Origin of the sequence: Nocardia sp. NPDC056952, assembly GCF_042674185.1 — a bacterium.
Lineage (GTDB): Bacteria > Actinomycetota > Actinomycetes > Mycobacteriales > Mycobacteriaceae > Nocardia.
Genome location: NZ_JBHURA010000020.1, coordinates 17127 through 43757 on the forward strand (window position 1 = coordinate 17127; position 26631 = coordinate 43757).

Consider the following 26631-nt stretch of genomic DNA (forward strand, 5'->3'; position numbering starts at 1 on the left):
CGCCCCGGCGGCGCGCCATCTAAGCTGACACCATGGCAGGAGGCAAGGGCGGCAAGCCGTCGAAGGAAGCCAGGGCCGCGGCTAAAGCGGCCCGTAAGCAGGCATCACGCGAGCGTCGTCAGCAGTTGTGGCAGGCGTTCAACATGCAGCGCAAGGAAGACAAGGCGCTGCTGCCGCTGATGATCGGCGCACTGGTCGGCACCACGGTGGTCTTCTTCCTCATCGGGCTGATCTTCGACATGCAGTGGTTCCTGCTGCCGCTGGGTCTGCTGCTGGGTGTGCTGCTGGCATTCATCCTGTTCGGGCGCCGCGTGCAGAAGAACGTGTACCGCAAGGCCGAGGGCCAGGCGGGCGCCGCGGCGTGGGTGCTGGAGAACCTGCAGGGCAAGTGGCGGGTCGCCAACGGCGTCGCCGCGACCACCCAGCTCGACGCCGTGCACCGCGTGATCGGCCTGCCCGGGGTGATCTTCGTCGCCGAGGGTTCGCCGCAGCGGGTCAAATCGCTCATTCAGCAGGAGAAGAAGCGCACCGCCCGCCTGGTCGGTGACACCCCCATCTACGAAGTGATCGTCGGCAACGAGGAAGGTCAGACTCCCCTCAAGGAGCTGCAGAAGTACCTCACCAAGCTGCCGCGCAACATCGACGTCAAGCGGATCGACCAGATCGAGGGCAGGCTCTCGGCCCTGAGTTCGCGCAGTGGTCCCGCGATGCCGAAGGGCCCGATGCCCCCCGGTGCGAAGATGAAGGGCATGCAGCGCGCGATCCGTCGCCGCTGACCCACTCCCGCCGCGAGCCCGTCACCTTCTCAGGTGACGGGCTCGCGCCGTTTCAGGCGTTGGGCGAGCGGCCGGTCAGCAGCCACAGAACCCGGTCGTATGCCAGTAGGTGGTAACCGACGAGAACAGCCGCCGAGATCAACGCCAGGCGCGGCAGCGAAGCGGCCCACAGTGCCGCGGCGCCACCGAAGAGCACCGTGAACTCGACGAGCAGCCGGACCGGGCCGGAGACGGGCACCGGTGAACCGCCGCCGCGTCCCGGATCGTCGGGCAGGGTGAACACGCCCCACAGCGTCGCGGCCGCGATCGGCAGTACCACCACGAGCAGGTACCGCCATGGTGAGTCGAAGGCGCGCCATCCGTAGACGCCGAACGAGGCGATGGCGATCAATTCGAGCAGAAAACGTACGGCCAACATGGCCGGATTCAGTGACACGGCCTGATCGTAGGGCCGCGCGCGGCTACGAGCGGGCCCAACGGCTCAGCGAGCGTTGACCAGCGCCGTCCCGGTCGCCCGGTCGTGCATGCCGCGACCGTCGGCATCGGTGAACAGCGCGGGCACCACGAACACCAGCAGTACCTGCCTGGCCAGCGCGCGCACGAATCCCACCGCCACCGGAGCGTCGATGCGCAGCACCCGCAGCTTCATGAAGTACTGACCCGGGGTGAACCCGAACAGCGTCACCGCGGCCACGCCGACCACGAACCACACCAGCAGCGGCACCGACGACGACACGAAGCTGCGGGTGATCACCGCGGCGATCCCGACGGCGATGAACCAGTCGATGAACAGCGCGACGACCCGTCGCCACGTCGGGGTGAGCGATCCCGCTCCCTCGCGCGGCAGCCCGTACAGCTCACCGGGGTAGCCGGAGATGTCCGAGTCGCCGGGTTCGCCCGGGGATCCGGATAGCCATGTGCCGGTAATACGCGCCATGGGACCCAGGATAGTGGCGCGCGATCGGTCGCCCACGACCGCATTAATGGAGGTCACGTCAGCGTGGGATCACGCGGATGGCAGGATTAGCGTGAAGATCGCGCCCGGATGGCTGACATCACCCAGGCATCCGGCTCGCGTAACACTGGCGAAACATAGCCTTGACTGTTGGGAAACACCGCGTCCTTAGCGTCAGGTCGCGACGAACCCCTTCGTAGCGACTGCGCGCAGGTCGTTCGAAAGGGCCAGCATCGCGACTGGCTGGGAACCGATTCGTAAGGAGAGCAAGTGACGTTCAGCACGGCCGAAGAGGTCATCCAGTACATTAAGGAAGAGGACATCGAATACGTCGATATCCGCTTCTCCGACCTGCCCGGCGTCCAGCAGCACTTCTCGATCCCGGCCAAGGCGTTCACCGCCGACCTGGCGGAAGAGGGTCTGGCGTTCGACGGCTCCTCGGTGCGTGGCTTCCAGTCGATCGACGAGTCGGACATGCTCCTGCTCCCCGACTTCAGCACCGCCCGGATCGACCCGTTCCGCGCCGCGAAGACGCTCAACCTGAACTTCTTCGTGCACGACCCGTTCACCCGTGAGGCGTACTCCCGCGACCCGCGCAACATCGCGCGCAAGGCGGAGGAGTACCTGCGTTCGACCGGTATCGCCGACACCGCCTTCTTCGGCGCCGAGGCCGAGTTCTACATCTTCGACGGCATCCGTTACGGCTCCGGCATGAACGGCTCGTTCTACGAGATCGAGTCCGTCTCCGGTTCGTGGAACACCGGCAAGGAGTTCAACCCGGACGGCAGCCGCAACCTCGGCTACAAGGTCCGCAACAAGGGTGGCTACTTCCCCGTCGCCCCGTACGACCACTACGTCGACCTGCGCGACGAGATCTCGACCAACCTGCAGAACGCGGGCTTCGAGCTCGAGCGCGGCCACCACGAGGTCGGCACCGCCGGTCAGGCCGAGATCAACTACAAGTTCGGCACGCTGCTCTCGGCGGCGGACGACCTGCAGCTGTTCAAGTACATCGTGAAGAACACCGCGTGGAAGGCCGGCAAGTCGGTCACCTTCATGCCGAAGCCCCTCTTCGGCGACAACGGCTCGGGCATGCACGTGCACCAGTCGCTGTGGAAGGACGGCAAGCCGCTGTTCCACGACGAGGCCGGCTACGGTGGCCTGTCGGATCTGGCGCGTCACTACATCGGCGGCATCCTGCACCACGCCCCGTCGCTGCTGGCGTTCACCAACCCGACCGTCAACTCGTACCACCGTCTGGTGCCGGGCTACGAGGCCCCCATCAACCTGGTGTACTCGCAGCGCAACCGCTCGGCCGCCGTGCGTATCCCGGTGACCGGCAACAACCCGAAGGCCAAGCGCATCGAGTTCCGCGCGCCTGACTCCTCGGGCAACCCGTACCTGGCCTTCGCCGCCATGATGATGGCCGGCCTGGACGGCATCAAGAACAAGATCGAGCCGATGGCTCCGGTCGACAAGGACCTCTACGAGCTCCCGCCGGAGGAGGCCAAGAACATCCCCCAGGCCCCCACCAGCCTGGCCACGGTCATCGACCGCCTCGAGGCAGACCACGACTACCTCACCGAGGGCAACGTCTTCACGCCTGACCTCATCGAGACCTGGATCAGCCTCAAGCGTGAGAACGAGATCGCCCCGGTCAACCTGCGTCCGCACCCGTACGAGTTCGAGCTCTACTACGACGTGTGATCCTGACCTGCGGGAATGGGCCTGATCGGCCTGTTCGGTACGCAGTGGGTACGCAGTAAACAGTTTCGAGTCCACCCGTTCCGGGATCACAGAATGCGATCACGGAACGGGTGGACTCGTCTGTATCCAGGCATAGATGCCCGGATGTGTCGAGGTAGTGCGCTATGAACCACCGGGCGACATGGACGTCACCGTGCGCGTCGAGCAACCGTCCGGCGCGGGCTGCCCTGCCAGACGCTCATCGATCCAACGCAGGACCGCGGGGGTCGCGCTGATCGCGAGACTGACGTGCTCGCTCAATTGGTCCCGCGTATACGTGATTCGCGCCCCCGATGCGCACCACTGTGCCACCGCCTTGTCGGGCCCCGCGATGGTGACGATCTCGTCGTGCACGGCGTTGTAGTGGAACAGCGGCGCGGTCTGTGACGAGGGGCTGAAGTCCAGCTCGGTCAACGACTCTTGTATCTGCTCGATGAGTTGCGAAAAAGGAATCGTCAGGTAGTCGTCCATGCGCAGGAACGCGTGCTGAGCCACGTTCGGCGTCACGCATTTGCTGTCCCCCGCAGCCATCAGCGCTTGCCCGGCAGGCGTCAGATATTTGTCGAAGGTCGCCGCCAGACGTGGATCGGCGCGCAGCATGCCCGGCAGGAGCGACGGCAGGAAACCGGAGAACGGACCGGCATCGAGGGTCCCCATGTAGCTGCCGATGGGCGCTGTCCCGCCACCCATGGCGACGCCGACCAGTCGTATTTCGGGAGCGTAGGTCGGCTGCACGTGCGCGACCCAGCTGGTGCCGTACGCACCGCCGGAGTAGCCCATCGCGGCAACCGGAGTATCGGTGCCGGACAGGCCGAGCGGGGCGAATTCCTGGGCCGCGCGCACTCCGTCGAGCGCGGCGTAACCCGGCTGCCTCGGGGCGAACAGCGTCCCCTTCGGCCCCTCCCAGTCGGGTACGGAAATCGCATGACCCGACGACAACATCTGGTCGATCTGAATGAGATCCAGTGAGGAGTCGTACTTGTCAGGCGCTCCCTGTCGGAGCACGTAGGAGGGCGCGCACTGTGGGGCCGAGGCATCCGTGGCAGCCTGATAGGTGATCAATCCTTTGACCTGACCGGTTCGTGGGCGCAGCACCGTCGTCACGGTTGCCATGGGTCGGCCGTCGGTATCTGTCGTTCGATACAGCAACTGCCAGGCGTCGGCGTGCTGCGCCTGTGGCGTCAGCGAGGCCACCTCGACGGGTCGCGAATTCAGGATGGCGCCCGGTGCCTGCGAGTCCCAGCCCGACGGCGGGGTGTAGAACGGGTCGTTCTGCGGAGTGGTCAGTGGATCCGCACCACCGACCGCCATGGGAGTACCGGTCAAGCACAACACGGCCGACACCGCGATCAGGGCCGAGCGCAGCTGACCGCGCTTGACCACTGAACACGGTGCACCACAGGCTGATACGACACTGTCTACCATTCGGACTTCCCTCCCTGGAGGGGACCGTTCCCGTGAATCCCCCTGAAGGCAGCCAGATTACATCCCCTGATCCGGATGAATACCCGAACTGACGACGAAGTTGGTCCCTCGATCAGTTCGCCCGCAGCGAGCGATCTGGCCGAGTTGTCGGGGGCGCTTGTTTCGTTTGTCTACTCGACTACGAGGCGCGTCACGTGTGTCGAGGAACGGATTCGGCCAACGCCGTTCGGGCGTCGGTCAGATGCTGGGCGAGGTCGCCGCCTTCGTGGAGCCAGACTCGGTACGCGGAGAAGAAGCACGCCATCCCGATTATCGGTCTTCTCGACCACCTCACCGCACCCGCGCGAATCATCATGGTGTCCTCGGGAACTCATGATCCCGAGCAGTTCACCGGGATGCCGCACCCACTGCGCACCCACTGCGCGCCACCGTCCACGAACTCGCTTACCCGCCGCCACCGACCGAATCGGCACAGCGCGACGCCCGCCGCCGATACACCACTTCGAAGTTGGCGAACCTCCAGACCGCCTACCACCTCGCTCGCGAGTTGGCCCCACGCGACATCACTGTGAACGCGTTCGACCCGGGCTTGATGCCTGGAACCGGATTGGCCAGGGACGCGAGCGCTGTCCAGCGACTGGCCTGGAAGACGATCGCCCGCGCCCTCGTCGTGCTCCCCGGTGTTCGCACGCCGCGCGGGTCCGGCCCTCGCGTGGCTGGTCGCAGCATCGGATCGCGAGGGAATCACCGGTCAGTACCTGGTGGGCCGCACACCGGTCCGATCATCGATGGCGTCCTATGACGAACCGGTGCAGCAGGCTCTCTACCGGGACAGCCTGGATCTGATCGCCGAGTTCGATGCTCGGGCCGGCAGCTGATCGGCGACACGCCCCGGATTATCGGGGCTGGACGGCGAAGCGGGGACCGGCAATAGTCCGGGGGTGCGATTGGGTGTTGTGGTGGCGCGGGCGGTGGCCGGTGTGGCGTTGGTGCTCGGGACGGTGGCGCCGGCAACGGCGGAACCGGTGAATGTGGCGTTCACGTGGACGCAGGAGTATCTGACCGCGCCCGACGGGACTCGGCTACACGCCGATGTCCTCCGTCCGCCGGGGGTGGCCGCCGACGCGCGGACTCCGGTGCTGCTGACGGCCAGTCCCTATCGGGCGCACCTGGCATACCTGTCCCAGCCTCGCCCGGGTGGTGGGCCCTCGACCGACAACTTGCCGGTCGAATGGGCGCTGCGGGCCGGGTACACGTATGTGATCGTCGATCTGCGCGGATTCGGTGGGTCCAACGGGTGCCCGGATTTCGGCGGCCCGGGGGAGCGGTCGGATGTGGCGGCGGCGGTGGAGTGGGCGGCGAGCAGGCCGTGGTCGACGGGGCGGGTCGGCGTGGTCGGCACGTCCTATGAGGGATGGACCGGGATGATGGCGCTGGCCGCGAAGCCGAAGGGGCTGGCGGCGGTGGCGGCGTTCGAACCGGTCGTCGATCCGTACTCCTACCTCTACATGCAGGGCACGGCGTGGAAGTTCGGCGGGAAACCGCTGACCGAGGACGGGATCCGCCCTGCCGACACCGCGGGCGCGGAACACCTGGCCATCGCCTCGACCCCCGGCCACCCCGACGACGGCGACGAGTACAAAGCCAATGCCGTCCAGATGACCCAGGACTGCGCCGCCCGCTACCTCGCCCTCACCACCGACCACAACGGCGCCGACCCGGATTGGCGCGAGCGCGACATGGTCGAGGCCGTCCGCGGCAACACCACCCCGATGTTCCTCGGCCAGAGCTTCCTCGACTCCAATACCCGTGCCGACCGCATCATCGAGGCGTGGGAAGCCAGAGGTCCCGGCGAGCATCGCGCCTGGTTCGGCCAGTGGGGCCACTCGGACTGTCGCGAGAAGTGCGGCACACCCCACTTCGCCTCGGAGCTCTACGCATTCCTGGACAAACACGTGGCGGGCGCCGATGTCGAGGTACCGGGCCCGCCGGTGACCGTCGGCCAGTTCGATGGTGGGTGGCGCGGTGAACCCGCCTGGCCGCCGATGGATGCCCAGCGCACATCCATCGCATTGCGCACCGGCAGCTATAGCGATCGTGGTCTGTTGCCCGGCGCGGACCGGGAAATCTGGTCGATCTCGGCCCCGGTCGCCGAGCCCGTGCACCTCGCGGGCCGCGCCACTGCCGCGCTGACCCTCAGCGGCCCGCCGGAAGCGACTGTCGCACTGGAGCTCTACGACATCGCCCCCGACGGACGCGCCACCGTCATCACCCGCGGTATCGCCCCGGTCCGCTCCGAATCCGAGGTCCGGCTGCTCTGGCAGGACGCTCGCCTGGCCACCGGCCATCGACTCGGCGTCCGGATCACCAACGCGGTCGACGACGTGTGGTCGCACACGCCGACGAACTCCGCCGTCACCGTCACTTCGGCCCGCCTCGACCTTCCCTTGCTCACCACCCCGCGGGAACTGGATCTCCCCGGCGGCGTCCCCATCTGGCACGCACGGTGGCGAACCGAGGAAACCATCGCACTCCAGCCGGAGATGGTGAACGACCCCGCACTCCGGATCGAACTCACGGCTCCGGCCGGGTGAGCGTCGCGCGGCAACCTGCCTGTCTGCCCAACTAGCGGCCGCTGCTCGTCGGGTGGTCTTGCGGTGCAGCAGAGACCGATTCGCCCCGCAGGGCGCGCGCGACCAGATCCGGATGGGTCAGCTGCGGGTAGTGCCCGGTGCCGGTGATCGTGGTGACCGGCCGATCGGTCGGCTCGACCAGTGGGTCGTCCGAACCGACGATGATGTCGACCGGAACGGTGACCAGGGTCAGTTTCGCGGCGAGTTCGTCTCGGGAGGCACCGGCGGCGCGCAGGGCCGCCCAGGTGCGCTGGGCGACAGCAGGTCGTCGCAGATCCGCGAGAGCGGAGGTGATGGCCGGACCTTCCGGAATGCCCAGTCGCGCGGCCGCTGTCGCGGCGGACATCCGCTTGACGACCTCGGCGGCGATGGGCGAACCCGTCAGCCGGGAGGCGGGCTGCTGGAGGAACGCGGGCGCGATCAGTACCAGCCGTGACACCCGATCAGGGTGGCGCAACGCGAATTCGATTGCGGCCCAGGAGCCCAGCGAATGACCGACGATGACCGGTCGCGTCCGCACCGGCGCCATCAGTTCCTCCATCCAGTCACCGGTCGACTGCGCGGACACCGCCGAGCGCCCGAGCCCGGGAAGGTCGGCTGCCAGGGTAGGGGCATCCAACTCCCGCACCACGTCGGACCATGATTCGCTGTCGAGCGGAATGCCGTGCAACAGCACATATTCCGGGTCGGTTCGCTCGCCGACCAACCATGTCCCGTCACGGAATCCGGATTTCGGTGTGGGTGTGACGGTGCCGTTGCGGCCGGCGACGATCCCGTCGGCGTAGGTGCGCAGCAGTTCGTCGACAGGCGGGTGGCCGATGCCGAGACGCCGTGCGATGACGTCGCTTCGGCTGGTGTCGTACCGATCGCTGCTGAGGAAGGACAGCGCTTCGGGATCGGCATGGGTCAGGGCGCGAGGAAGCCGGCGCACCAGTGCAGTCGGCAGCGTGAAGCGCGGTGCGGCGACGTGCAGATGGTCGGCGACGAGCCGGATCAGTTCGGGCAGTATGGGAGTCGCGGCATCCAGCAGCGGATAGGACCTGCCGACCGTATCGGCTTGGGTGGGTAGCCCCACGATGAACCGGGCCACGTAGTCGAGATCGACCACCGGAACGAAAGTGTCGGCCGACCCCGGCAGCGCGGGCAACCGACCCTGCCAGAGATTGTCGATGATGTCGGAAAGCCCGAAGTACTGGCCGGGTCCGAGCACTCCGGCCGGATTCGCCATGGTCAGCGGGATGTCACGCTCGGCCGCGAGCCGCCGCAGCAGGGCATCGGCCTCGACCTTCGACGCCTCGTACGCGCCGTTGCCGTAGTCCTGCTCACCCCCGTCGTCGGCCGCGCGATAGCCGGTGATGTGGACGATGCGCCGCAGATCCGGTTGCCGTGCGGCCCATTCCAGCACGTGCACCGCCCCGTCGAGGTTGACCCGCCGCGCCACCTCCGCATCCAGCCCGAACTTCATCAACGCGGCCGCGTTGTACACATCGCGCACCCCTTCGACGGTGTCGCCCAGCGCGAGATCCGGTTCGCCGATATCGGTGGTGGTGATGGTCAAACCGGCGGTGTCGACACTCTGCCCGTCGAGCCAGGTCCGCAGCCGATCCTGACTACCCGCACGCAGCGCGGCGGTGACGGTGTTCCCGTTTCGCAGCAATTCGGCGACCACGGAGCGGCCGATGAACCCGGCGGCGCCGAAAACGATGGAGTCGGTGTGTGTCATGGTGTCCAACTTTCAGTAGACCGATTTACATATTTTCGGGATAAGACTCGAGCCGTGGGCCGGAACGGCTCAGATCAGCACGTCGATGGTGTCGGCGAGGTGCTGAAGTGGTTGGCGGGACCGGTGGGTGCGGGCCAGCACCAGCCCGCCTTCGATCAGGGCGAGCGCGACCGTGGTGATCCGTTCGGGTTCGGGATGGCCGAATCCGATCAGTCGTTCCCGGATCGCCTCCTCCCAGAGCCGATAGGTCGCCGAACAGGCCTGCTGCACAGCATCGTTGGTCGATGCGGTGTCCAGCGCGACGGCCGCCACCGGGCACCCGATGGTCCAGTCCGACGCTTCCAGCTGATCGCCCAGCAGGTTCACCATCTTTCGCGCGAAATCTCGCGCGTCCGTCGCCTCGACCGTGCGGATGATCGTCGCGATGTCGGTGCCGCTCTCGGCGAGCGCCGCCGCCACCAATTCGTCCTTACCGCCCGGGAAATGGAAGTACAGCGACCCGCGCGGCGCACCGCTCTCCTGCACGATCTGATTGAGCCCGGCGCCGAAGTATCCGTGCGACTCGATCAGCGACCGCGTCGCCCTGATCAACTTGCACCGCGTCTCGGCTCCCTTTTTGCCCACCCGCTCAAACTAGACCGATCTACATATTTTTGCAACGGATCGCTCCTGTCGCGACCGGCCTTACTCGTGGCGTGACGCCAGCAGCTCGGCCGCGTCCTCGCAGAGCCGGCCGATAATGGCCGCCGCAGGCTCGATATGGGTCACCAATCCGACACCCTGACCCGCATCCACCGGTGCGAGCCGAGGATCGTCCTCCGCGATCGCCGCGCGAAGTCGGTCGGAATCGGGCACGTCGTCGCCTTCGAGTCGTGACCACGGATCCGTGAACTCGTTGCGCAGGACGCGCGCCGGATAGATCGGTGGCCAGGGCAGATCGAGGGCCTCGTCGAACGCGGTGGTGACAGTGGTGCTACTGGAGTCGGCGGCGAGCATCGCGAGGCGGGCGGATTCGGGCAGCAGTGATTCCTCGGCGGCGGCCAGACAGGTCCCGAGCCAAGCACCCGCCGCTCCCGCCGCGAGCACGGCCGCGAGCGTGCGCCCGGAGCCGATGCCACCGGCGGCCAGGACCGGGACGGTCGCGATGTCGAGGACGGCGTCGAGCAGCGGCAGCAAGGCCAGCCGGTCGGCGCCGTGGCCGCCGCCTTCGCTGCCGCGCGCCACCAGAATGTCGATACCCGCGTCCTGCGCGCGGTGGGCGCCCGGTGCGTCGTACACCTGGGTGACGGCGAGAATGCCCGCCGCCCGCACCTGGGGGACCCAGGAGAAATCAGTGCCGAAACTGACCGAGATGATCCGTGGACCCGCGGCGATCGCAGCCTCGAGCAGCCCGGTTTCGCGGGCGCGGACCCAGTCGACCAGCCCGATCCCGTCCGGTGCTCCGGCGACAGCCAGTTCGCGGCGCAACGCCGCCACCGATCCCGCACTGCCCATGCCGATCATCCCGAGCCCACCCGCCGCGCTCACCGCCGCCGCGAGCCGTCCACCGGCCGCGCCGCCCATCGGCGCGTTCACCAGCGGCACCCGCAGCCCCAGCGATCGTGACCACTGTGTCGACAGCGTCTGCTCTGACATCGGTGCACCTTTCGCCACGGCTATGACCCATCCATCATGGCAGCTGATCGGCGGAGCATTCCCGAAGCGATGCGTGCCGGGATCGGTGGGCTGGTGGCCGATTCGGAAAGGAATGGGTGACAACGAAATTCGTCACGCGGCTCGCTCCGGCGATCGGTGGCGCGCCGCGGGGAACGAACCTCGGCGCCGGATACGCGGTGGGCGTATGTTCGACGACAATGCCGGACGACGAGACAGGATGGCGATGACGATCAGAGATCGCGTCGAACAGCTGGTGACCGAGCCGCCGATCGTGTTCGGCGAGCCGATCGACACGTCCGGCGGCGCTACGGTCATCACCGTCTCGCGCGGTGGCGGTCCGTTGCGGCACCCTCGTCCGGTCGGTGTGTTCGTCGTCCACGAAGGGCGCGCGCACTGGACGCCCGCGATGGACGCCAATCGCATCGCTCAGCTCGGCGAATGGATCGGCCTGCTCACCGGGGTCATCGCGGCGCTGGCGATTCTGCGTCGCCCGCCGTGGCCGGACCTGCGCCGCCGGAGCCAGTGAGCCCGTACAGCGCGAGCGTTTCGAACCGCTGCCACGCCTGGGCCGGTGGTGTCGGCGCGGTCGGCTCGATCACCGGACCCAGCACGCCGAGCAATGCCCACGACAGGAACTCGATCGTGCCCGCCGGCTGCTCACCGAGGAGCTCACCGACCAGTTCGGCGACACACTGCCGGTAGGCGCGCACGACGGTGGCGGTGGCCTTCGGCCCGATCAGCGGGCGATACACCTCGGGATACTGCGCGGCGAGATGGAACATCACGCGCAGCGGCGCGAGCGGAGAACCCGGTGTTGTCGTGCGGATGATCTCGCGGCGCAGGAACTCGGTGCAGCTCACCAGCAGCAGGTCGTCCTTGTCGCGGTAGTGCGCGTAGAAGGTGGATCGCCCCACGTCGGCGCGGCCGATGATGTCGCTCACGGTCACCTTGTCGTAGCCGCGCTCGATCATCAGCTCGATCAGCGCTTTGTGCAGCGTGTCCCTGGTGCGTCGAACCCGGCGATCAGGGTGCTCGGCCATCGCTTCCTCCTGCACGGTTTCCCCGGATCTGTTCGATAACGGACACCTCCGGCGATTCTGCTCCTGGTGACGTGCGCGGCAGCGCCCGACGATGAACTCATGTCCCGAAATCAGCTTCTCACCCCCATGTTCGTCGACGATGCGGGCACCGGCCTGGTCATCGCGGGCCTGCGTCGCTACAACCTCTTCACCACGGTGTTCTTCCTGGGCAGGCACCGTCGTCTGCTCGCCGAATTCGTCACCCGTTCCGGTGCGCGCCCGGGTGCGCGGGCACTCGATATCGGTTGTGGGCCCGGCAAACTGGTCCGCGCGCTCGGCGATGCGGTCGGACCGAACGGCGCCGCGGTCGGCGCCGATCCCTCGGCTACGGCGGTCGCCGGCAACAGTGCCCGGGACCGCGCCACACGCCATCGCTACGTGGTGGGCCCGGCACAGTCGCTACCCCTGCCCGATGCCGAATTCGACGTTGTCACCTGCACTTTCGTCATGCATCACATCCCCGAGCCGCAGCGTGACGCCGCGATCGCCGAGATGTGGCGGGTGCTGCGACCGGGCGGACATCTGCTGCTCGCCGACGCATCGCCCTCTCCCCGGATGCGGGCCGTGCTCTCCGTGTTTCTCGGACGCGGCGGCGATCCGTTCGCCGACGCCGACATCCGCCACTATGCCGATCGGGTCGAGGCGGTCGGCTTCACCGATCTCGGCTATACCCAGAGCCGCGACCAGACCGGCATCCTGACCGCGCGGAAACCGGTCGCCCATCACTGATCCCGGCAACCTGTCGGTGCCCTCGGCTAGGGTCGATCTCGACACGATCACCAATCGAGCACGGGGGTGCGGCATGGAGTTCGATCAGCGCGAAATCGAAGCGCGGGAATTCGCCATCGCGGCACATGGCGACCAGCGCTACGGCGTCCATCCCTACATCACCCATCTCGCGGCCGTTCGGGGTGTCCTCGACGATTTCGGCTACGGCGGTGAACTCGCCCTCGCGGCGTGGCTCCACGACGTCGTCGAAGACACCCCCGTCACGGCGGAAGATGTCGAATCCCGTTTCGGGCGTGCGGTTCTCGATCTGGTCTGGGCGGTCACCGGCATCGGCCCCGATCGCAAGGCGCGAAACCAGAACGCCTACACCAAGATCGCCGCCCACCCCAGAGCCGTGATCCTCAAACTCGCCGACCGCACCGCCAATGCCGAGGCCAGCCCACCCGCCAGCAGCTGGATGGGCATGTACCGCACCGAACATCCCGCCTTCAAGGCCCACCTCGGCGGACTCCTCGCCGATGACCCCACCGTGGCTCGCATGTGGGAACGGCTCGACCTCCGCCTCGACCCGTCGGTGGCCCCGCCCATCGATCTGTGGGCCGACATCGACCAGCTGGTCGCGGCAGGCGAACACGACAAGGCCGTCGCCGCGGTACAGGCGGCTTTCGACTGCGACCCCGGCGAGGCGGAGTTGATCCTGGCCGAGCGCGCCTGATCCGACCGCTCGATCGCGCGCCCGATCAGGCTGTCGGGTCGCCGCGGATGGCTGACCGGTCCATGGCCGCCAGTTGAGTGGCCGCGGCCGCGGCGAGTTCCTCGTCCAGTTGCTCGTGGCCGGACGTGCCACCTCCGCCCGGGCCGCCGTCGTCAGCGATGACACGTCGGGCCGAGAGGTGAATCGCGTCCACGCCTGCCCGGTGTAGTGCCGCGATGTCGTCGACGGTGATCCCGCCACCCGCCATGATCTGGATGCGGCCTGCCGCGTGTACGACCATCGCGGCCAGCTCATCGAGTCCCGCGGCGCAAGCAGATGCCCCACCCGAGGTGAGAACCCTGGTCATGCCACCGGCGATCAGGGTGTCCAGCGCGGTCTCGCGGTCGCGAATCTGATCGATCCCACGGTGAAAGGTCAGCTCTATGCCTTCGATAGGAACGTCATCGAGCACACGGCTCAACCCTTCGACGTCGACCCGGTGGTCCGGGGTGAGCGCCCCGATCACCAGCCCGGCGGCACCGGCCGAAATCGCCGCCCGCGCATCGGCGTTCATCACCGCCAGTTCATCGGCGTCGGCGTATACGAAGCCCCCTGCCCGGCACCGGATCAGGACGTGGACGGGAATCCCGGTTCCCACCACAGCCTCGATCGTTCCGATGCTGGGCGTGAGCCCACCCGTACTACCCAGCGCCGCACACAATTCCACCCGATCCGCCCCGACGCGGCGAGCACCGAGCGCGCCCGCCGCGTCCTGCACCGCGAACTCGAGGGCGGTCACGTCAGAACGACTGCCAGGCAGGCTTGTTCGCCAGCGCGTACTTGTAGTAGTCCGCCAGCTTCAACTTGCTCGCCGCGGCCTCGTCGATCACCACGGTGACATGGGGATGCCACTGCATGACCGAGGCCGGGCAGAACGCCGACAAGGGCCCTTCGGCGGCGGCGGCGATCGCATCGGCCTTGCCGGCGCCGAGCGCGATCATCACCAGATGCCTGGCCTCGTTGATGGTGCCGAGGCCCTGGGTGAGCACGTGATGCGGCACATTCTCCGGCCCGTCGAAAAAGCGCGCGTTGTCCTTACGCGTCTGTTCGGTCAGTGTCTTCACGCGCGTGCGCGAGGTGAGCGCCGACCCGGGCTCGTTGAACCCGATGTGCCCATCGGTGCCGATCCCCAGCAACTGCACGTCGACCCCACCCGCGGCGGCGATGGCCGCGTCGTACCGGCGGCCCTCACCCGCGACATCACCGGCCTCCCCGTTCGGGCTCAGCACCCGTGCGGGATCCAGGTTCACATGGTCGACGAACTCCGACCGGATGACCGAGAAATACGACTGCGGATGGTCTTTCGGCAAACCGACGTACTCGTCGAGCAGGAAGGCGCTGGCGGTGGTGAAGTCCAGCTCGCCCTCGCGGTACCGGCGCGCCAGCTCCTGATAGCTCCCCAGCGGCGACGACCCGGTAGCCAAGCCGAGGATCGCGTTACCGCCCTGCACATAGCCGCCGACGATATCGGCGACCGTACTCGCCACTTCGTTTTCGTCAGCCCGGATCACGATCTCCATCAGATTCCTTCCGTTCCGGCGACGAGCACGCGCCGCGGCCGCAATGAGTGGTCGGTGACAAGAATGTCGGCACGCGCGCCGACGGTGAGACTGCCGCGTTCGCCCTCGAGACCGAGGACACGAGCAGGGGTTCGAGTCGCGGAGACGACCGCATCGGACAGCGGTATGCCCGCGACGTCGACGGTCCAGCGCAGCACGTCGACGAGCCGTGCCGTGCCCCCCGCGATCGCCCCGGGCGAACCGTCGTCGGTGGCCAGCCGGGCAACGCCGTCGTGCACCTGAACATCGAGAGCGCCCAGCCGGTAGTCGCCGTCGCTCATGCCCGCCGCCGCCATCGCATCGGACACCAGCGCGACCTGATCCGGGCCGACGGTATCGAACACCATCGTCACCGTCTCCGGCGCCAAATGCACACCGTCAGCGATCAATTCGACCACCATCTGGCCTCGCCCGGCCGCGGCCAGACAGGCGGCGACCGGCCCGGGGGAGCGGTGATGCAATGCGGGCATCCCGTTGAACAGGTGCGTGGCGGTGACAGGGCCACCACTGGCCTCGGCGATGCGCGCCGCGGTGGTCGCGGCATCGGCATCGGTGTGCCCGAGGCTGGGCAGCACATCATGTCGGCGCATCGCGGCGAGCAGTTCATCGAAATGCGCGGTTTCGGGAGCCACTGTCATCGACCGCACCGTGCCGCGCGCGGCCGCGTAGAGCCGCTCGAACAACGCGGGATCGCCGGGAATGATCGCCGCGGGATCCTGCGCCCCGCAGCGGATCGCATTGATGAACGGGCCCTCGAGATGCACCCCGAGCAATGCCCCGTCCTCGACAAGATCGGCCAGCATCGCCGCCTGTGCGACCAGCACCTCCGGCTGATCCGACACCAAGCTCCCCAGCAGCCCGGTGGTGCCGTGCGCCCGATGATGCGCCGCCGCGACCCGAGCGCCGTCCGCATCAGCATTGGGAAACCCGAACCCGGCTCCACCATGACAGTGCAGATCGATCAATCCCGGAAGTATCAGATCGTCACTGGATGCTGGAAGACTTTCCGGTGCAGAATGATTCGCTACATCGCCGACCCAGGTGATCAGCCCGTCCTCGAATTCGACGACGCCGTCGGCGATGTCACCCTCGACCGTCCCGACGAGACGACCGCGCACGATTCCCGTCACCACGAACCTTCCCCATCACCGCAGCCGTGCCCGGCTCCAACACCTGAACGACCCGATACGGCATCCACCACAGCGATCGCGGACCGCCACCGGACACCGCATCGCGATCCGGCCGACGGCCGGACCACGTGCACAACAACCTTTTTCACGCCCGCCCGATGATCGCCGCGACCGCCGCACGCCCAACCTGCGGATTCCGTGCCGCACGCGCAGCATCGGCCGCGTCCTGGCACCGCTGCGCATCCACCGCGGCCAACGCAGCCCTTACCGCGGGCAACGCGGGCACCGACATCGACAAACTCGTCACGCCCAGCCCCACCAGCACCGGCGCCAACGTCGGATCCGACGCCGCCTCACCGCACACCCCCACCGATTTACCCGCCGCCGCGCCGGCCGCACCGACCATCGCGATCAGGTCGAGCACCGCGGGCTGCCACGGATCGAGCAGCTGCGCGAGCCCGCCCGCCATTCGATCCACCGCGCACGTGTACTGGCTCAGATCGTTGGTTCCGATGCTGACGAAGTCGAGATGCGCGAGCAGATCAGCGGCACGCAACGCGGCCGCCGGGATCTCGATCATCGCCCCGACCTTGGTCAACCCGGATTCCCTTGCCAGTGAAGCGAATCCGGCAGCCTCGTCGGCAGTGGCGACCATGGGCGCCATCACCCACAGGTCGGCGCCCGTGGCCTCGCCCGCACGGGCGAGAGCCGTGAGCTGCGTGGCCAGAGTTTCCGGGAACACCGTGCCGATCCGCAGCCCGCGCACACCGAGCGCCGGATTCTCCTCGGTGCCGAGATCGAGAAACGGCAGCGGCTTGTCCGACCCGGCGTCGAGTGTCCGCACTACGACTCGTCGACCGGCGAACTGTTCGAGAACCGCTGTATACGAGGCGGTCTGCTCATCCAGCGATGGCGCGGACGTCTTCCCGAGATACATGAACTCGGTGCGGAACAGGCCGACCCCCTCACTGTCGACGGGTCCGGCCTTCGCCGCGTCGTCGACGGTGCCGATGTTCACCAGCAGCTGCACCGGCGTCCCATCAGCGGTATGTCCCGGCCCGCTGGCCGCCGCGATCCGCGCTTTGGCCGCCGCTGCCTGTTCGAGAGCTGCCCGCTGATGCTCGGGACTCGGATCGATCACGACCTCACCTGTGGTGCCGTCGAGCAGCACCGGCACACCGTCGACGAGCCGATCGGTATCCGGACAGTTCACCACCGCGGGCAAGGCGAGAGACTTCGCGAGAATCGCGGTGTGGCTGGTCGGCCCGCCCTCGGTGGTGAGCAACCCGACCACATCACTGTCACCCAGCATCGCCGTATCGGCAGGTGCGAGATCCCGTGCCACCAGCACGAACGGATACCCCGGCTCCGGAATGCCCGGCATCGGCAGCCCGAGCAGCACCGCGACGGTCCGCCCGCCGATATCGCGCAGATCGGTCGCCCGCTCGGCCATGTACCCGCCGAGTGCTTCCAGCTTCGCGCAGAATCCCTCGAACGCCAGGTGCACCGCGTGCGCCGTCGGCATCCCGGCGGCGAGCTCCTTCTCTGTTGCGGCGACGATGCCCGGATCACGGGCCATCGTCGCCGACATCGAAAGAATCTCCGCCGCGACACCACTCACCCGCGCGGCCCTGGCGGTCATCTCGTCGGACACGCCACCGAGCGCCTCCTTGACCCGTGCGAGCTCGTCGGCGACCGAGCCGCCGACGGGATCGTGCGCCGACGTCTCGAGCTGCGAACCGAACCGCAACCACGGCGCGCACACCACTCCCGGGCTCACCCCGAGTCCACGGATCACCTGTTCGGCCATCAGGCGGCGTCCAGGTCCGAGGCGATGAGTTCGGCCAGCTGGTCCAGAACGGCATCGGCGCCTTCGGCGTGCAGCGTTACCTCGGCCCCGTGTCTCGCACCCAGCGTCATCACCGCGAGCACGCTGGCCGCATCGACCGGTTCGCCACCTCTCAGCGAGATCCGCACCGGCACCCCCGCGGCTTGCACGGCCTGCGTGAGTTTCGCGGCGGGCCGCGCGTGCAGCCCCACCTCGGATCCGACGATGACGGTGCGGGTGCTCATTGCCTCACTCACCTTCCAGTTTCTTGTCCAGCTTCGTTTCGACTTCGGCGACCGAGGGTGCGTCGGTTCGAGTATCGCCCGTGGCGGTCTGGGCAGCCTCCGCTTCGACCAGGGCCGCGTCGGGCACACCGGCTTCGACATCGGTTTCCGCCTCGCGACCCGGCGTGCGCAGGTTCCACTTCTTGATCACGAAGCTGAAGAGCACGTAGTAGATCATCGCGTAACCCAGCCCGATCGGGATCAGCATCCAGGCATTGGTGGCCTTGCCGAAGTTCAGCAGGTAGTCGATCGCACCGGCGGAGAACGTGAATCCGTCGTGGATACCGAGCGCGTTCACCAGCGCCATCGACGTGCCCGTCAAGATCGCGTGCACCACATACAGCGGCCACGCCACGAACATGAACGAGAACTCCAGCGGCTCGGTGATGCCGGTGACGAACGCGGTCAGACCGGTCGACAGCATGATGCCGCCGACCAGCTTCTTCTGCGACGGCCGCGCGTTGCGCCAAATGGCCAGCGCGGCAGCGGGAAGCGCGAACATCATGATCGGGAAGAAGCCCGTCATGAACGTGCCCGCGGTCGGATCACCGGCGAAGAAGCGGTTGAGGTCACCGCGCACGAGCTGGCCGGAGGCATCGGTGTAGTCGCCGACGAGGAACCAGACCGTGGAGTTCAGGATGTGGTGCAGACCGGTCGGGATGAGCAGGCGGTTGGCCGCGCCGTAGATGCCGCCACCGACGACCGAGTTGTCCGCGACGGTCTCGCCCACCCAGGTGAGCGCGGAATTGAAGGCCGGGTACAGGAACGCCATGCCGACGCCGACGACGAGGCCGGTGAACGCGGTCAGGATCGGCACCAGCCGCCTGCCGTTGAAGAAGCCGAGGAAGTCGGGCAGCTTCGTGCGATAGAACCGCTGCCACAGCATCGCCGACAGCAGACCCATCACGATGCCGGCGAGGACGCCGTAGTTGATCAGCGCCTGCGCGCCCTTCGGGTCGGTTTTCCCTTCGAGCACGATCGGTGACATCGCTTCGAACACGCCGTTGATCACCATGTAGCCGACCACCGCGGCCAGCGCCGTCGACCCGTCGGCCTTCTTCGCCCAGCCGATCGCGATACCGACGGCGAAGATCAGCGGCAGCCAGGTGAACACGGCCTGCCCGGCTGCTGAGATGACCGAGGCGGTGCTCTCCAGCGCGGAGAAGCGGCCGAGGAGGTCGTCCTGGCCGATGCGCAGCAGGATGCCCGCCGCGGGGAGCACCGCGATCGGCAGCATGAGGCTGCGACCGAGGCGCTGCAATCCCGCGAACACCTTCGATTCTTGTTTGGGTGTGTCGGTAACGGCAGTCATGTCGACCTTCTTCGTGCCGGCTTTGCGGCGGTCTCGGCGAGGGAGGACCGGCTTGCCCGCCGATCCGGGTTAACTGTTGTGAACCGGTGTACCTGACGGGTACTGTCCGGTCATAACCAGTTGCCAGTTTGACCAGGTGGAGGTCGGATGTCAACCGCTGAATATGATGTGGCGCACATTCGAGACTCCCATACTGGTACTGGCAACCACCGCCGAAAGGGAGAACAGATGTCCAAAGCGGAAGCGATCGTCCAGGGCTTGGGCGGCGCGGACAACATCGTCGAGATCGAGGCCTGCATCACCCGGTTGCGCACCGAGGTGAAGGACGGTAGCAAGGTCGACGAGGCCGCTCTCAAGGCCGCGGGCGCCCACGGCGTCCTCAAGTCGGGCACGGTCGTGCAGGTCGTCGTCGGCCCCGAAGCCGACACCCTGGCCGACGACATCGAGGACATTCTGTGAGCATCCCGGTCATCGCTCCGCTGCCCGGCAAGGTGGTGGCCCTGTCCGAGGTCCCCGATCAGGTCTTCGCCGAGCAGATCGTCGGCTCCGGCATCGCGCTCGACCCCGACCGCACCCGCGGCACCCTGATGGTGACGGCCCCCATCGCGGGCAAGATCCTCAAACTCCACCCCCACGCCTTCGTCATCTTCGGCAACGGTGTCGGCGTCCTGGTCCACCTGGGCATCGACACTGTGAAACTCAAAGGCGAAGGCTTCGAACTGCTCGCCACCGAAGGCGACACCGTGGAAGCCGGCGCCCCCATCGTCACCTTCGACCCGACGAAAACCGCCGCCACCGGCTACTCGGTCATCTGCCCCGTCGTAGTCATGGACTCGGCAAAAGACTCCGTCTACACCGACACCATCGGCACCACCGTCGAATCCGGCAACCTCCTGTTCGATTCGCCGTAGCCACCCTGACCTGCTGCTGAACCTTTCGGCGGGCCGACCCGTAGTCCGTATCAGCGGGTCGGCGTCGATCCGTATCGCGTCGACAGGAGGGTGACCGGTGACCGGGGCTGAGCAATCCAGTGAGCAGTTCGCCGAGCGGTTGTTCGGGGCCGCGCTCGGGGCCATCGATATTCTGGCGGTGCATCTCGGGGATCGGCTCGGCTGGTATCGGGCGTTGGTCGAGGGTGGGCCCGCGGATGCGGGTGAGTTGGTCGCGCGGGCGGGTGGGGATCGCCGGTACGCGCAGGAGTGGCTCGAGCAGCAGGCGGCGACCGGGATTCTGACGGTGGCCGCGGACGGGCGGTTCGCCCTGCCCGCCGGCGCCGCCGAGGTTCTCACCGACCCGAACAGTCTCGATTACCTTGCGCCACTGGCTCGTATGCTGGCCGGTGCCGCCGTCCAGATGCCCGCGTTGGTGCGTGCTTACCGTGATGGCGGTGGCGTGGGCTGGTCCGACTACGGCGCCGACATGCGCGAATCCCAGTCGGACATGAACCGCCCCTGGTTCGAGCGGCGTCTCGCGACAGATCTGGCCGGGGTCACCGATATCCACGCGCTGCTGTCACGCCCCGGTGCCAAGGCTGCCGACATCGGCTCAGGCGGCGGCTGGTCCGCGATCGCCCTTGCCCGCGCCTACCCGGAGCTGGCGGTCGACGGCTACGACATCGATCAGCCCTCGGTGCGGATGGCCACCGAAAATGCCACCGAACTCGGCGATCGCGTCCGTTTCCACCACGCCGACGCCGCCACCGACCTCCCCGAATCCGCCTACGACGCGCTGTTCGCGTTCGAGTGCGTGCATGACATGCCACACCCCGTCGCGGTGCTGACCTCGATGCGCAAAGCCCTGCGTCCGGGCGGCGCGGTGATCATCATGGATGAGGCCGTCGCGCCGGAATTCACCGCGCCGGCGAGCGATATCGACCGCCTGATGTACGGGTTCAGCCTGCTGGTCTGCCTGCCCGACGGCATGGCACATCCCGGCTCCGCGGGCACCGGCACCGTCATGCGCACGGCGAAACTGGGGGAATACGCCGAGAAGGCAGGTTTCACCGCCGTGGACGTCCTCCCGATCGAGAACTTCGGATTCTGGCGGTTCTACCGGCTCACGGTCTGATCGGCGAGCTGTTCGGTCTCGACCGTCCAGCGCCTGGCGAGATCGTCGAAATAGCGCTGGCTGCTCCACAATCGGTAGTTGCCGATCACGTAGACCCGCCGCCGAGCCCGCGACACCGCCGTGTTGAGCACATTCGGATTCGTCGCCGCCCACCGTCGCGACCCGCCCGCTGCGGGTGATGTCCCCAGTATCAGCACCACGACCTCGGCCGAATTGCCGTGCATCGCATGGACAGTGCCCACCTGCCGCTCCGCGAACTCCGCACCGAGCACCTCACGCGCGATCTCCTGCGCGCCATGGGCGACGTCGCGGAACGGGCTGACCACACGGATATCGGCTGCTGCCACCCCGTCCTCGGTCAACCGCGCGAGCAAGGCGGCGAGCGCTTCCCCTTCGCCGGGGATCCAATTGCCTTCGGCCCGTGCGGATCGGACATCGATCCACCGATCGTGCCCGGGAAACTCCGGTCGATCCGGCGTGGCGAACACCAGCAGATCGTCGTCATAGGCAATGTGATGCGTGAGCTCGAAAATCGGCCGGTCACTGCGACGATGGACCCGCAGCGGGGTGCCGACCCACACCGGCGCGACCGAATCGGAGGGCATCAGCCAGGTCCCGTACCGCACCCCACGGTCAGCCGCCTGGCGTGCCGACGCCTGATCCGGCATCCACTCCGCATCGAGCCCGTACTGCTGTACGAATGCCTCCTGCGCCGACGTGGGCAGCACACCGACAGGTCCCAGCTGACGATGATCACCGACGATCACCGCCCGCCGAGCCCGCCACAACCCACCGGCCACCGACTGCGGCGCAGCTTGCCCGGCATCGTCGACGAACAGCCATCCGATGGCCTCGGACCCCAGCCCGGCGAACAGCCGGGGCAGCGCGGTGAAGGTCGTGGTGATCATCGGCACCGCGAAGAACAGCGTCTGCCACGCCGCCGCGACGGTTTCCGGCTTCGGCTCCACCGCGAGCTCACCACGGATCAACGCGATGGCGACGATGAGATTGTCGCGAATCCGCGGGGCCGCGTTGAGCAGAAACGCGCGGTGCAACTTCAATGCCGACAGGAACAGCTCACGCCGCGCGCTCGCGTAGTGCTCGTCCGCCCACGGGTTGCACAGCTGGAACTGCTCGTCGTCGCCCGCCACATCACCGAACGGGATGGTGCGCGACCAGTTCTCGCGCCCCCGCTCGATAACGTCCAGCGCCGCCGCCCGTCGCTCCGTCAGCTCGACGTGTTCGCGAATCAGCGTGCGGCCGTGCTCGGCGGCCTGCGCCCACTGCTCCCGCGTGTACTCGACCTCGGTCTGGCGCCGCCGCATCTCCGCCTCGGCGATATGTCGTTCGCGCAGCAATTCGTTGCTGCGCGCACTCCACCGCCGTCCGGCCCGGAATCCTGTCGAGAGCGAGGCCACGAACCCCGGCTTCTGCCCACCGTGCTCGCTGAGGAATTTGCCCGCCCGGTGGTGCGCGGCCTGCGCGGCCCGCAGATGCTCGGTGGCCAGCTGATGACGTTCGCGCCAGTGCGCGTGCGCGTCATCGGCGTTGGCGATCTCGGCCGCCGTCGACTGCAACCCCGCGTTCATGGCCGGCAGCTCGGCGACCGCGTCGGCGACGTTCTGGCGCGCCTGCGCGAGTCTGCGCACCTCGGCGCGGCGAGTGGTGAAATCCCGCACCGCGGTCGGCCAATCGGGAATCGAATCCGGGTCGGCCTCGGCCTGCTTGAGGATGTCGAGCATCCCGCCGTTCGGTGTGCCGGCCTTGCGCTCGGTGGCGAATCGGTCCCCGAACCAGAACTGTTCGGCGAACGTGCGTCGGGTCCCGCCCAGCGCTGCCGCGACCAGCCCCCACGCCGGTGCGCCGCCGACGAGTTCGGCCAGGTCGGTGAAGTGATTGAGCTCGCCATCGATCGCGTCGCGATGCTGGATCTCGGCGACCACATCGGCCGCGGTGGCGTCGCTGCCGGTCGCCAGCACCACTTCGAAGCCGGTCACACAGTTCGCCAATCGGTGCGCGCCCACCGTGTAGTTCTTCGCCACCTGCACCTGCTCGGTGATTCCGGCGAACACCGCCATCGGATCGTCGAACGCCGCCAGCTGCGCGGCCCGCTCGACCAGAATTCCGGCCAGCAGGTCTCGCAGCATCGTCGTCGTCCCGGTGCCCGGCGCGCCGTGCACCGCGAAAATGCCCGCGTCGTCGCGCAATTCGGCCAGTGCGCGATCGACCGCGAACTGCTGTCCGGAGACCAGTGGATCGCCCGGCCAGCGTCCGTCCGGAATGAGGTGCGGGAGCAGGCCCTCGACGACCGCGTCCTGGCGTCGACGGACATCGATCCGGTCATCGAGCGGCAGCGATTCCGCCGCCGCGAGATAGTCACGCAGTGCCGCACCGATATCGCCGCGCTCCACCGCTTTCGCGAGCTCGGCGAGGTCCGTGCCGAGCCCGCTGTTCAGGCGATCCTCGGCGGCATCACTGTCGGCGTCGCGCGCCGCGACCTGGACGCACGCCACCCGCACACCGCCGGCCCGCAATTCCGATCGAATCCCCAACGCGGCACACAGTTCACCGGTGAAGATCTGCAGGTCGCGGCCGGTCAATCGGGGGGCCTCGACGACGTCGTCCTCAGGCCGGACGGCAAACCGTTCCGCGAAGGCCAACGCCGACATCCCGGCGAGACCGGGCGAGATGACGCCATCCGCCCCCGCCGCGAGCACCGAAGCCGCGACCCCGCGGCCCGCCACGTCCAGCGCACGCCACCGCGGCGCCGGACCCATCTGTTCGGCATCGGGGTGAGTTTCTCGCGTCAGCGTGTCGAGCGCGGCGGTGAATGCCGCCGAGTCGTGGTCGAATCCGTCGGCCCAGCCGATGTCGCCGGGCCCCGGTGCGCGCAGCCGGTTCACAGCCCACGCCAGCCCGGACAACGTCGCCGAGCCTTCGACAACCATTCCGCCGTCGGTCAACGTCACCGCGAAAGCCGCTGTGGTCCCGGCCCGTCGGGCGTCGGCCTCCAGCTGATCCTCGCCGAAGGTCCGCACCAGCGCTTCCCGCGCGCGCCCCACCTCGAACAGTCCGCCGTACACGACGAACTGCCACACTCGCCCGGTTTTCAACGCGGGCAGCGCGGCGAGGTTTTCCCATGGCGCGCGGTCGTCGGGCGCGAGATCGACCACCAGTCCGTCGGTCTCGACGTCGGGAACCAGCTGCGGATCGAACAACTCCACGGTCTGCCAGAAACGCACGAGCCGCGCGGCGTGCTCGGAACCGCCCACGATGCACCCCAATCCGGTCGGCGATCATTGCAGACAACCCCGATCACGGTACGCGATCCGGATTCCCCGAGCACGTCACCCCGGCGGTCCCGCCTGCCGTGGCGAGAACATCGGCGCTGGTCCTGCCGCCGCGGCGAGCACCTCGCCGCCCACAACCGCCCCGGAAAACCCTTTGACCCATCACCCTCGCGCAGCGCACGCTGAGACCATGGACGACTTGGCCCACGCCGCAGACCGATTCGTGCTCGGTGAGCTCAACGGCGAGGACCTGTCGATGGCCGCCGCCGAGGCGCTCGCGCGTGGACTCGACAGTCCGGCATTGGTAGCGCTCGCCTGTCTGCACCGGACGGACTGTGGCGCAGCTCCTGAACTGTTCCGCACCGCGATGGCCGAGCTCGGGCTCGTGCACGACTGGAGGGCGCGGGAAGTCGACGTCAGGGTCGGGCTGGCACGAGCTCACGCGACAGCCCTGCTGGCAGATGATGCCGCGCCGGCCGACCACCTGGGTGAGATCACCGGTCAGCTTCGGGAGCTCGCCGGATACCCGGACCCACCCGCACCGGATCTGGAAGACCTGGCCAGGGAGTTCGAGGTGATGTCGGAGTACCTGGAGTTCGCCGACCCCACCACCATCCGCGAACAGATTCGACAGGGGTGCCGCAACCTCATGGCAGGACCGCCTTACGCACTGGTGTCCCCACCTCTCGTCACAGGACCTCCCGTGCGGCGGTCGGCACGGCCCGGCAGATGGCGGCAGTTCATCGCTTCTCTGCGCTCCCGGCACGCTGTCAGCGCAGAAGCATCTCCGCCACGGCTTTCGGCGCTGCCAGCCATTCACGAACGTTGTTGCGTACCTCGGTGACCTGCCTGCACTCGCAATAAGCCACCACCCCGTCGGCCTCGATACCCGCGGCCCGGCACAGTGCGACCGCGCGGGGGAGGTGGTGATACTGGCTCACGATGATCGCCCGGTCGATGCCGAACAGCGACTTCGCCCGCTCGCAGGTCTCCCGCGTGGAAAGGCCGGCACGATCGGATCGGACGATGGCCGGGTCGATGCCGTGGTCGAGTAGATAGCGCGTCATCGACGCGATCTCGTCGCCCGACGAACCGCCGGCATCCCCGGACAACAGAATCTGCTCGGCCTTGCCCGCTTCGACCAACTCGATCGCTACATCGAGACGTCCCCGTAGATAGGCCATCGGAGTTCCGTCCGTCCCGACTTTGGCACCTGGGACGATCACGACGGGTGCGCTGGGCGCGGCCGCCCCATCACTTCTATGGCCGGACGACAAAGTCCACATAGCGATGTTCGCCCCAGCCGTCACCAACACCAGGCCACCCGCCACGACAAGTCCGGCTCTCGCGATGCGACGCAACCGCCGACGCTTCCCGCTATGTTCCTCCGCCATGCGCACTTTCATACATGAACACTGCGAAAATATCCCCTGACTAGGGGATTTGACATTGCAATTGTCGGCACGTAACTTTATTCCAGTCAGAGCGACACGGACACCGACTCAGCCGCCCAGCGGCCGAGACACGAGGTAGGACGATGAGCGCCTGACTGACTGCGTGTTCAGACAGACTGGTACGGATTTGCTTCCAGCCGGTTGTCTGAGCTAAGTTTGAACCCTTGCCTCACCGAAACCCCGACGAGAAGTTGTGGGTAGAAGTGTGTGCGTGTGTTCTTTGAGAACTCA

Annotated in this window: 26 protein-coding genes; 11 read left to right on the forward strand and 15 right to left on the reverse strand. The window is 67.6% G+C overall.

Annotated elements, in window-relative coordinates; translation table 11 throughout:
* Positions 1–32 precede the first annotated feature (32 nt).
* Positions 33–776 carry a DUF4191 domain-containing protein gene (locus ACFTS5_RS33500; protein ID WP_056821069.1) on the forward strand — a complete coding sequence of 248 codons (744 nt, stop codon included), beginning with the start codon at positions 33–35 and terminating at the stop codon, positions 774–776.
* A 52-nt stretch (positions 777–828) separates the two neighbouring features.
* Here ACFTS5_RS33500 and ACFTS5_RS33505 read toward each other — a convergent pair whose 3' ends face one another.
* Both ACFTS5_RS33505 and ACFTS5_RS33510 read right to left on the reverse strand, forming a co-directional pair.
* Positions 829–1212, reverse strand: a complete 384-nt coding sequence (locus tag ACFTS5_RS33505) for a YrdB family protein (protein ID WP_378639201.1) — start codon at positions 1210–1212, stop codon at positions 829–831.
* 45 nt (positions 1213–1257) lie between these two features.
* On the reverse strand, positions 1258–1713 hold the full coding sequence (locus ACFTS5_RS33510) for an RDD family protein (protein WP_378639204.1): 456 nt from the start codon (positions 1711–1713) through the stop codon (positions 1258–1260).
* A gap of 288 nt (positions 1714–2001) precedes the next feature.
* On the opposite strand from ACFTS5_RS33510, the gene glnA reads away from it, so the two are divergent.
* On the forward strand, positions 2002–3438 hold the full coding sequence (gene glnA / locus ACFTS5_RS33515) for a type I glutamate--ammonia ligase (RefSeq protein ID WP_358072623.1): 1437 nt from the start codon (positions 2002–2004) through the stop codon (positions 3436–3438).
* Positions 3439–3600: 162 nt separating this feature from the next.
* Here the strand turns inward: glnA and ACFTS5_RS33520 are convergent, their stop codons facing one another.
* Positions 3601–4860: a lipase family protein gene (locus tag ACFTS5_RS33520; RefSeq protein ID WP_378639208.1), complete on the reverse strand. Its 1260-nt coding sequence runs from the start codon at positions 4858–4860 to the stop codon at positions 3601–3603.
* 722 nt (positions 4861–5582) lie between these two features.
* Between ACFTS5_RS33520 and ACFTS5_RS33525 the strand changes: the two genes are divergently transcribed.
* Complete coding sequence (locus ACFTS5_RS33525; protein WP_378639210.1) at positions 5583–5780, forward strand: hypothetical protein; 198 nt, start codon at positions 5583–5585, stop codon at positions 5778–5780.
* Between the two features lie 63 nt (positions 5781–5843).
* Complete coding sequence (locus ACFTS5_RS33530; protein ID WP_378639213.1) at positions 5844–7496, forward strand: CocE/NonD family hydrolase; 1653 nt, start codon at positions 5844–5846, stop codon at positions 7494–7496.
* A 31-nt stretch (positions 7497–7527) separates the two neighbouring features.
* Here ACFTS5_RS33530 and ACFTS5_RS33535 read toward each other — a convergent pair whose 3' ends face one another.
* The 3 genes from ACFTS5_RS33535 to ACFTS5_RS33545 all read right to left on the reverse strand — a co-directional run bounded on the left by ACFTS5_RS33535 (position 7528) and on the right by ACFTS5_RS33545 (position 10893).
* Positions 7528–9258, reverse strand: a complete 1731-nt coding sequence (locus tag ACFTS5_RS33535; RefSeq protein ID WP_378639216.1) for an alpha/beta fold hydrolase — start codon at positions 9256–9258, stop codon at positions 7528–7530.
* Between the two features lie 69 nt (positions 9259–9327).
* Positions 9328–9882 carry a TetR/AcrR family transcriptional regulator gene (locus ACFTS5_RS33540; protein ID WP_378639219.1) on the reverse strand — a complete coding sequence of 185 codons (555 nt, stop codon included), beginning with the start codon at positions 9880–9882 and terminating at the stop codon, positions 9328–9330.
* Between the two features lie 60 nt (positions 9883–9942).
* Positions 9943–10893 carry an NAD(P)H-dependent flavin oxidoreductase gene (locus ACFTS5_RS33545; RefSeq protein ID WP_378639222.1) on the reverse strand — a complete coding sequence of 317 codons (951 nt, stop codon included), beginning with the start codon at positions 10891–10893 and terminating at the stop codon, positions 9943–9945.
* Between the two features lie 244 nt (positions 10894–11137).
* Between ACFTS5_RS33545 and ACFTS5_RS33550 the strand changes: the two genes are divergently transcribed.
* Positions 11138–11440, forward strand: a complete 303-nt coding sequence (locus ACFTS5_RS33550; protein WP_378639225.1) for a hypothetical protein — start codon at positions 11138–11140, stop codon at positions 11438–11440.
* Here the strand turns inward: ACFTS5_RS33550 and ACFTS5_RS33555 are convergent.
* Positions 11376–11954 (reverse strand): TetR/AcrR family transcriptional regulator, encoded by a 579-nt coding sequence (locus tag ACFTS5_RS33555; protein ID WP_358124343.1) that lies wholly within the window; start codon positions 11952–11954, stop codon positions 11376–11378. The two genes, ACFTS5_RS33550 and ACFTS5_RS33555, sit on opposite strands and share 65 nt — an antisense overlap.
* Positions 11955–12053: 99 nt before the next feature.
* On the opposite strand from ACFTS5_RS33555, the gene ACFTS5_RS33560 reads away from it, so the two are divergent.
* Positions 12054–12722: a class I SAM-dependent methyltransferase gene (locus ACFTS5_RS33560; RefSeq protein ID WP_378639229.1), complete on the forward strand. Its 669-nt coding sequence runs from the start codon at positions 12054–12056 to the stop codon at positions 12720–12722.
* Positions 12723–12795: 73 nt separating this feature from the next.
* Positions 12796–13437 carry an HD domain-containing protein gene (locus ACFTS5_RS33565; protein WP_378639231.1) on the forward strand — a complete coding sequence of 214 codons (642 nt, stop codon included), beginning with the start codon at positions 12796–12798 and terminating at the stop codon, positions 13435–13437.
* Positions 13438–13462: 25 nt separating this feature from the next.
* Here the strand turns inward: ACFTS5_RS33565 and ACFTS5_RS33570 are convergent, their stop codons facing one another.
* The 6 genes from ACFTS5_RS33570 to ACFTS5_RS33595 form a co-directional block, all read right to left on the reverse strand.
* Entirely contained in the window at positions 13463–14215 is a 753-nt protein-coding gene (locus ACFTS5_RS33570; RefSeq protein ID WP_378639234.1) for a copper homeostasis protein CutC, read from the reverse strand.
* Between the two features lies 1 nt (position 14216).
* On the reverse strand, positions 14217–14996 hold the full coding sequence (nagB, locus tag ACFTS5_RS33575) for a glucosamine-6-phosphate deaminase (RefSeq protein ID WP_378639237.1): 780 nt from the start codon (positions 14994–14996) through the stop codon (positions 14217–14219).
* Positions 14996–16168, reverse strand: coding sequence for an N-acetylglucosamine-6-phosphate deacetylase (locus ACFTS5_RS33580; RefSeq protein WP_378639239.1), 1173 nt, complete (start codon positions 16166–16168; stop codon positions 14996–14998). Before ACFTS5_RS33580 ends, nagB begins: the two co-directional genes overlap by 1 nt.
* 142 nt (positions 16169–16310) lie before the next feature.
* Positions 16311–17975 carry a phosphoenolpyruvate--protein phosphotransferase gene (gene ptsP / locus ACFTS5_RS33585; RefSeq protein WP_378639242.1) on the reverse strand — a complete coding sequence of 555 codons (1665 nt, stop codon included), beginning with the start codon at positions 17973–17975 and terminating at the stop codon, positions 16311–16313.
* Positions 17975–18238, reverse strand: coding sequence for an HPr family phosphocarrier protein (locus ACFTS5_RS33590; RefSeq protein WP_378639244.1), 264 nt, complete (start codon positions 18236–18238; stop codon positions 17975–17977). Before ACFTS5_RS33590 ends, ptsP begins: the two co-directional genes overlap by 1 nt.
* Positions 18239–18242: 4 nt before the next feature.
* Positions 18243–19589, reverse strand: coding sequence for a PTS transporter subunit EIIC (locus tag ACFTS5_RS33595; protein WP_378639247.1), 1347 nt, complete (start codon positions 19587–19589; stop codon positions 18243–18245).
* Between the two features lie 228 nt (positions 19590–19817).
* Here ACFTS5_RS33595 and ACFTS5_RS33600 point away from each other — a divergent pair, with 228 nt between their 5' ends.
* The 3 genes from ACFTS5_RS33600 (at position 19818) to ACFTS5_RS33610 (ending at position 21656) form a co-directional block, all read left to right on the forward strand.
* On the forward strand, positions 19818–20048 hold the full coding sequence (locus ACFTS5_RS33600) for a glucose PTS transporter subunit EIIB (protein ID WP_101469146.1): 231 nt from the start codon (positions 19818–19820) through the stop codon (positions 20046–20048).
* Positions 20045–20500: a PTS glucose transporter subunit IIA gene (locus ACFTS5_RS33605; RefSeq protein ID WP_378639250.1), complete on the forward strand. Its 456-nt coding sequence runs from the start codon at positions 20045–20047 to the stop codon at positions 20498–20500. The genes ACFTS5_RS33600 and ACFTS5_RS33605 overlap by 4 nt, the downstream gene beginning before the upstream one ends.
* Positions 20501–20597: 97 nt before the next feature.
* Entirely contained in the window at positions 20598–21656 is a 1059-nt protein-coding gene (locus ACFTS5_RS33610; RefSeq protein ID WP_378639252.1) for a class I SAM-dependent methyltransferase, read from the forward strand.
* On the opposite strand, the gene ACFTS5_RS33615 is transcribed toward ACFTS5_RS33610, so the two are convergent.
* Complete coding sequence (locus tag ACFTS5_RS33615) at positions 21638–24928, reverse strand: DEAD/DEAH box helicase (RefSeq protein ID WP_378639254.1); 3291 nt, start codon at positions 24926–24928, stop codon at positions 21638–21640. The genes ACFTS5_RS33610 and ACFTS5_RS33615 overlap by 19 nt on opposite strands.
* Positions 24929–25136: 208 nt before the next feature.
* On the opposite strand from ACFTS5_RS33615, the gene ACFTS5_RS33620 reads away from it, so the two are divergent.
* Positions 25137–25790, forward strand: coding sequence for a hypothetical protein (locus ACFTS5_RS33620; protein WP_378639257.1), 654 nt, complete (start codon positions 25137–25139; stop codon positions 25788–25790).
* Here ACFTS5_RS33620 and ACFTS5_RS33625 read toward each other — a convergent pair.
* Entirely contained in the window at positions 25717–26277 is a 561-nt protein-coding gene (locus tag ACFTS5_RS33625) for a vancomycin high temperature exclusion protein (RefSeq protein ID WP_378639259.1), read from the reverse strand. The genes ACFTS5_RS33620 and ACFTS5_RS33625 overlap by 74 nt on opposite strands.
* Between the last annotated feature and the right edge of the window lie 354 nt (positions 26278–26631).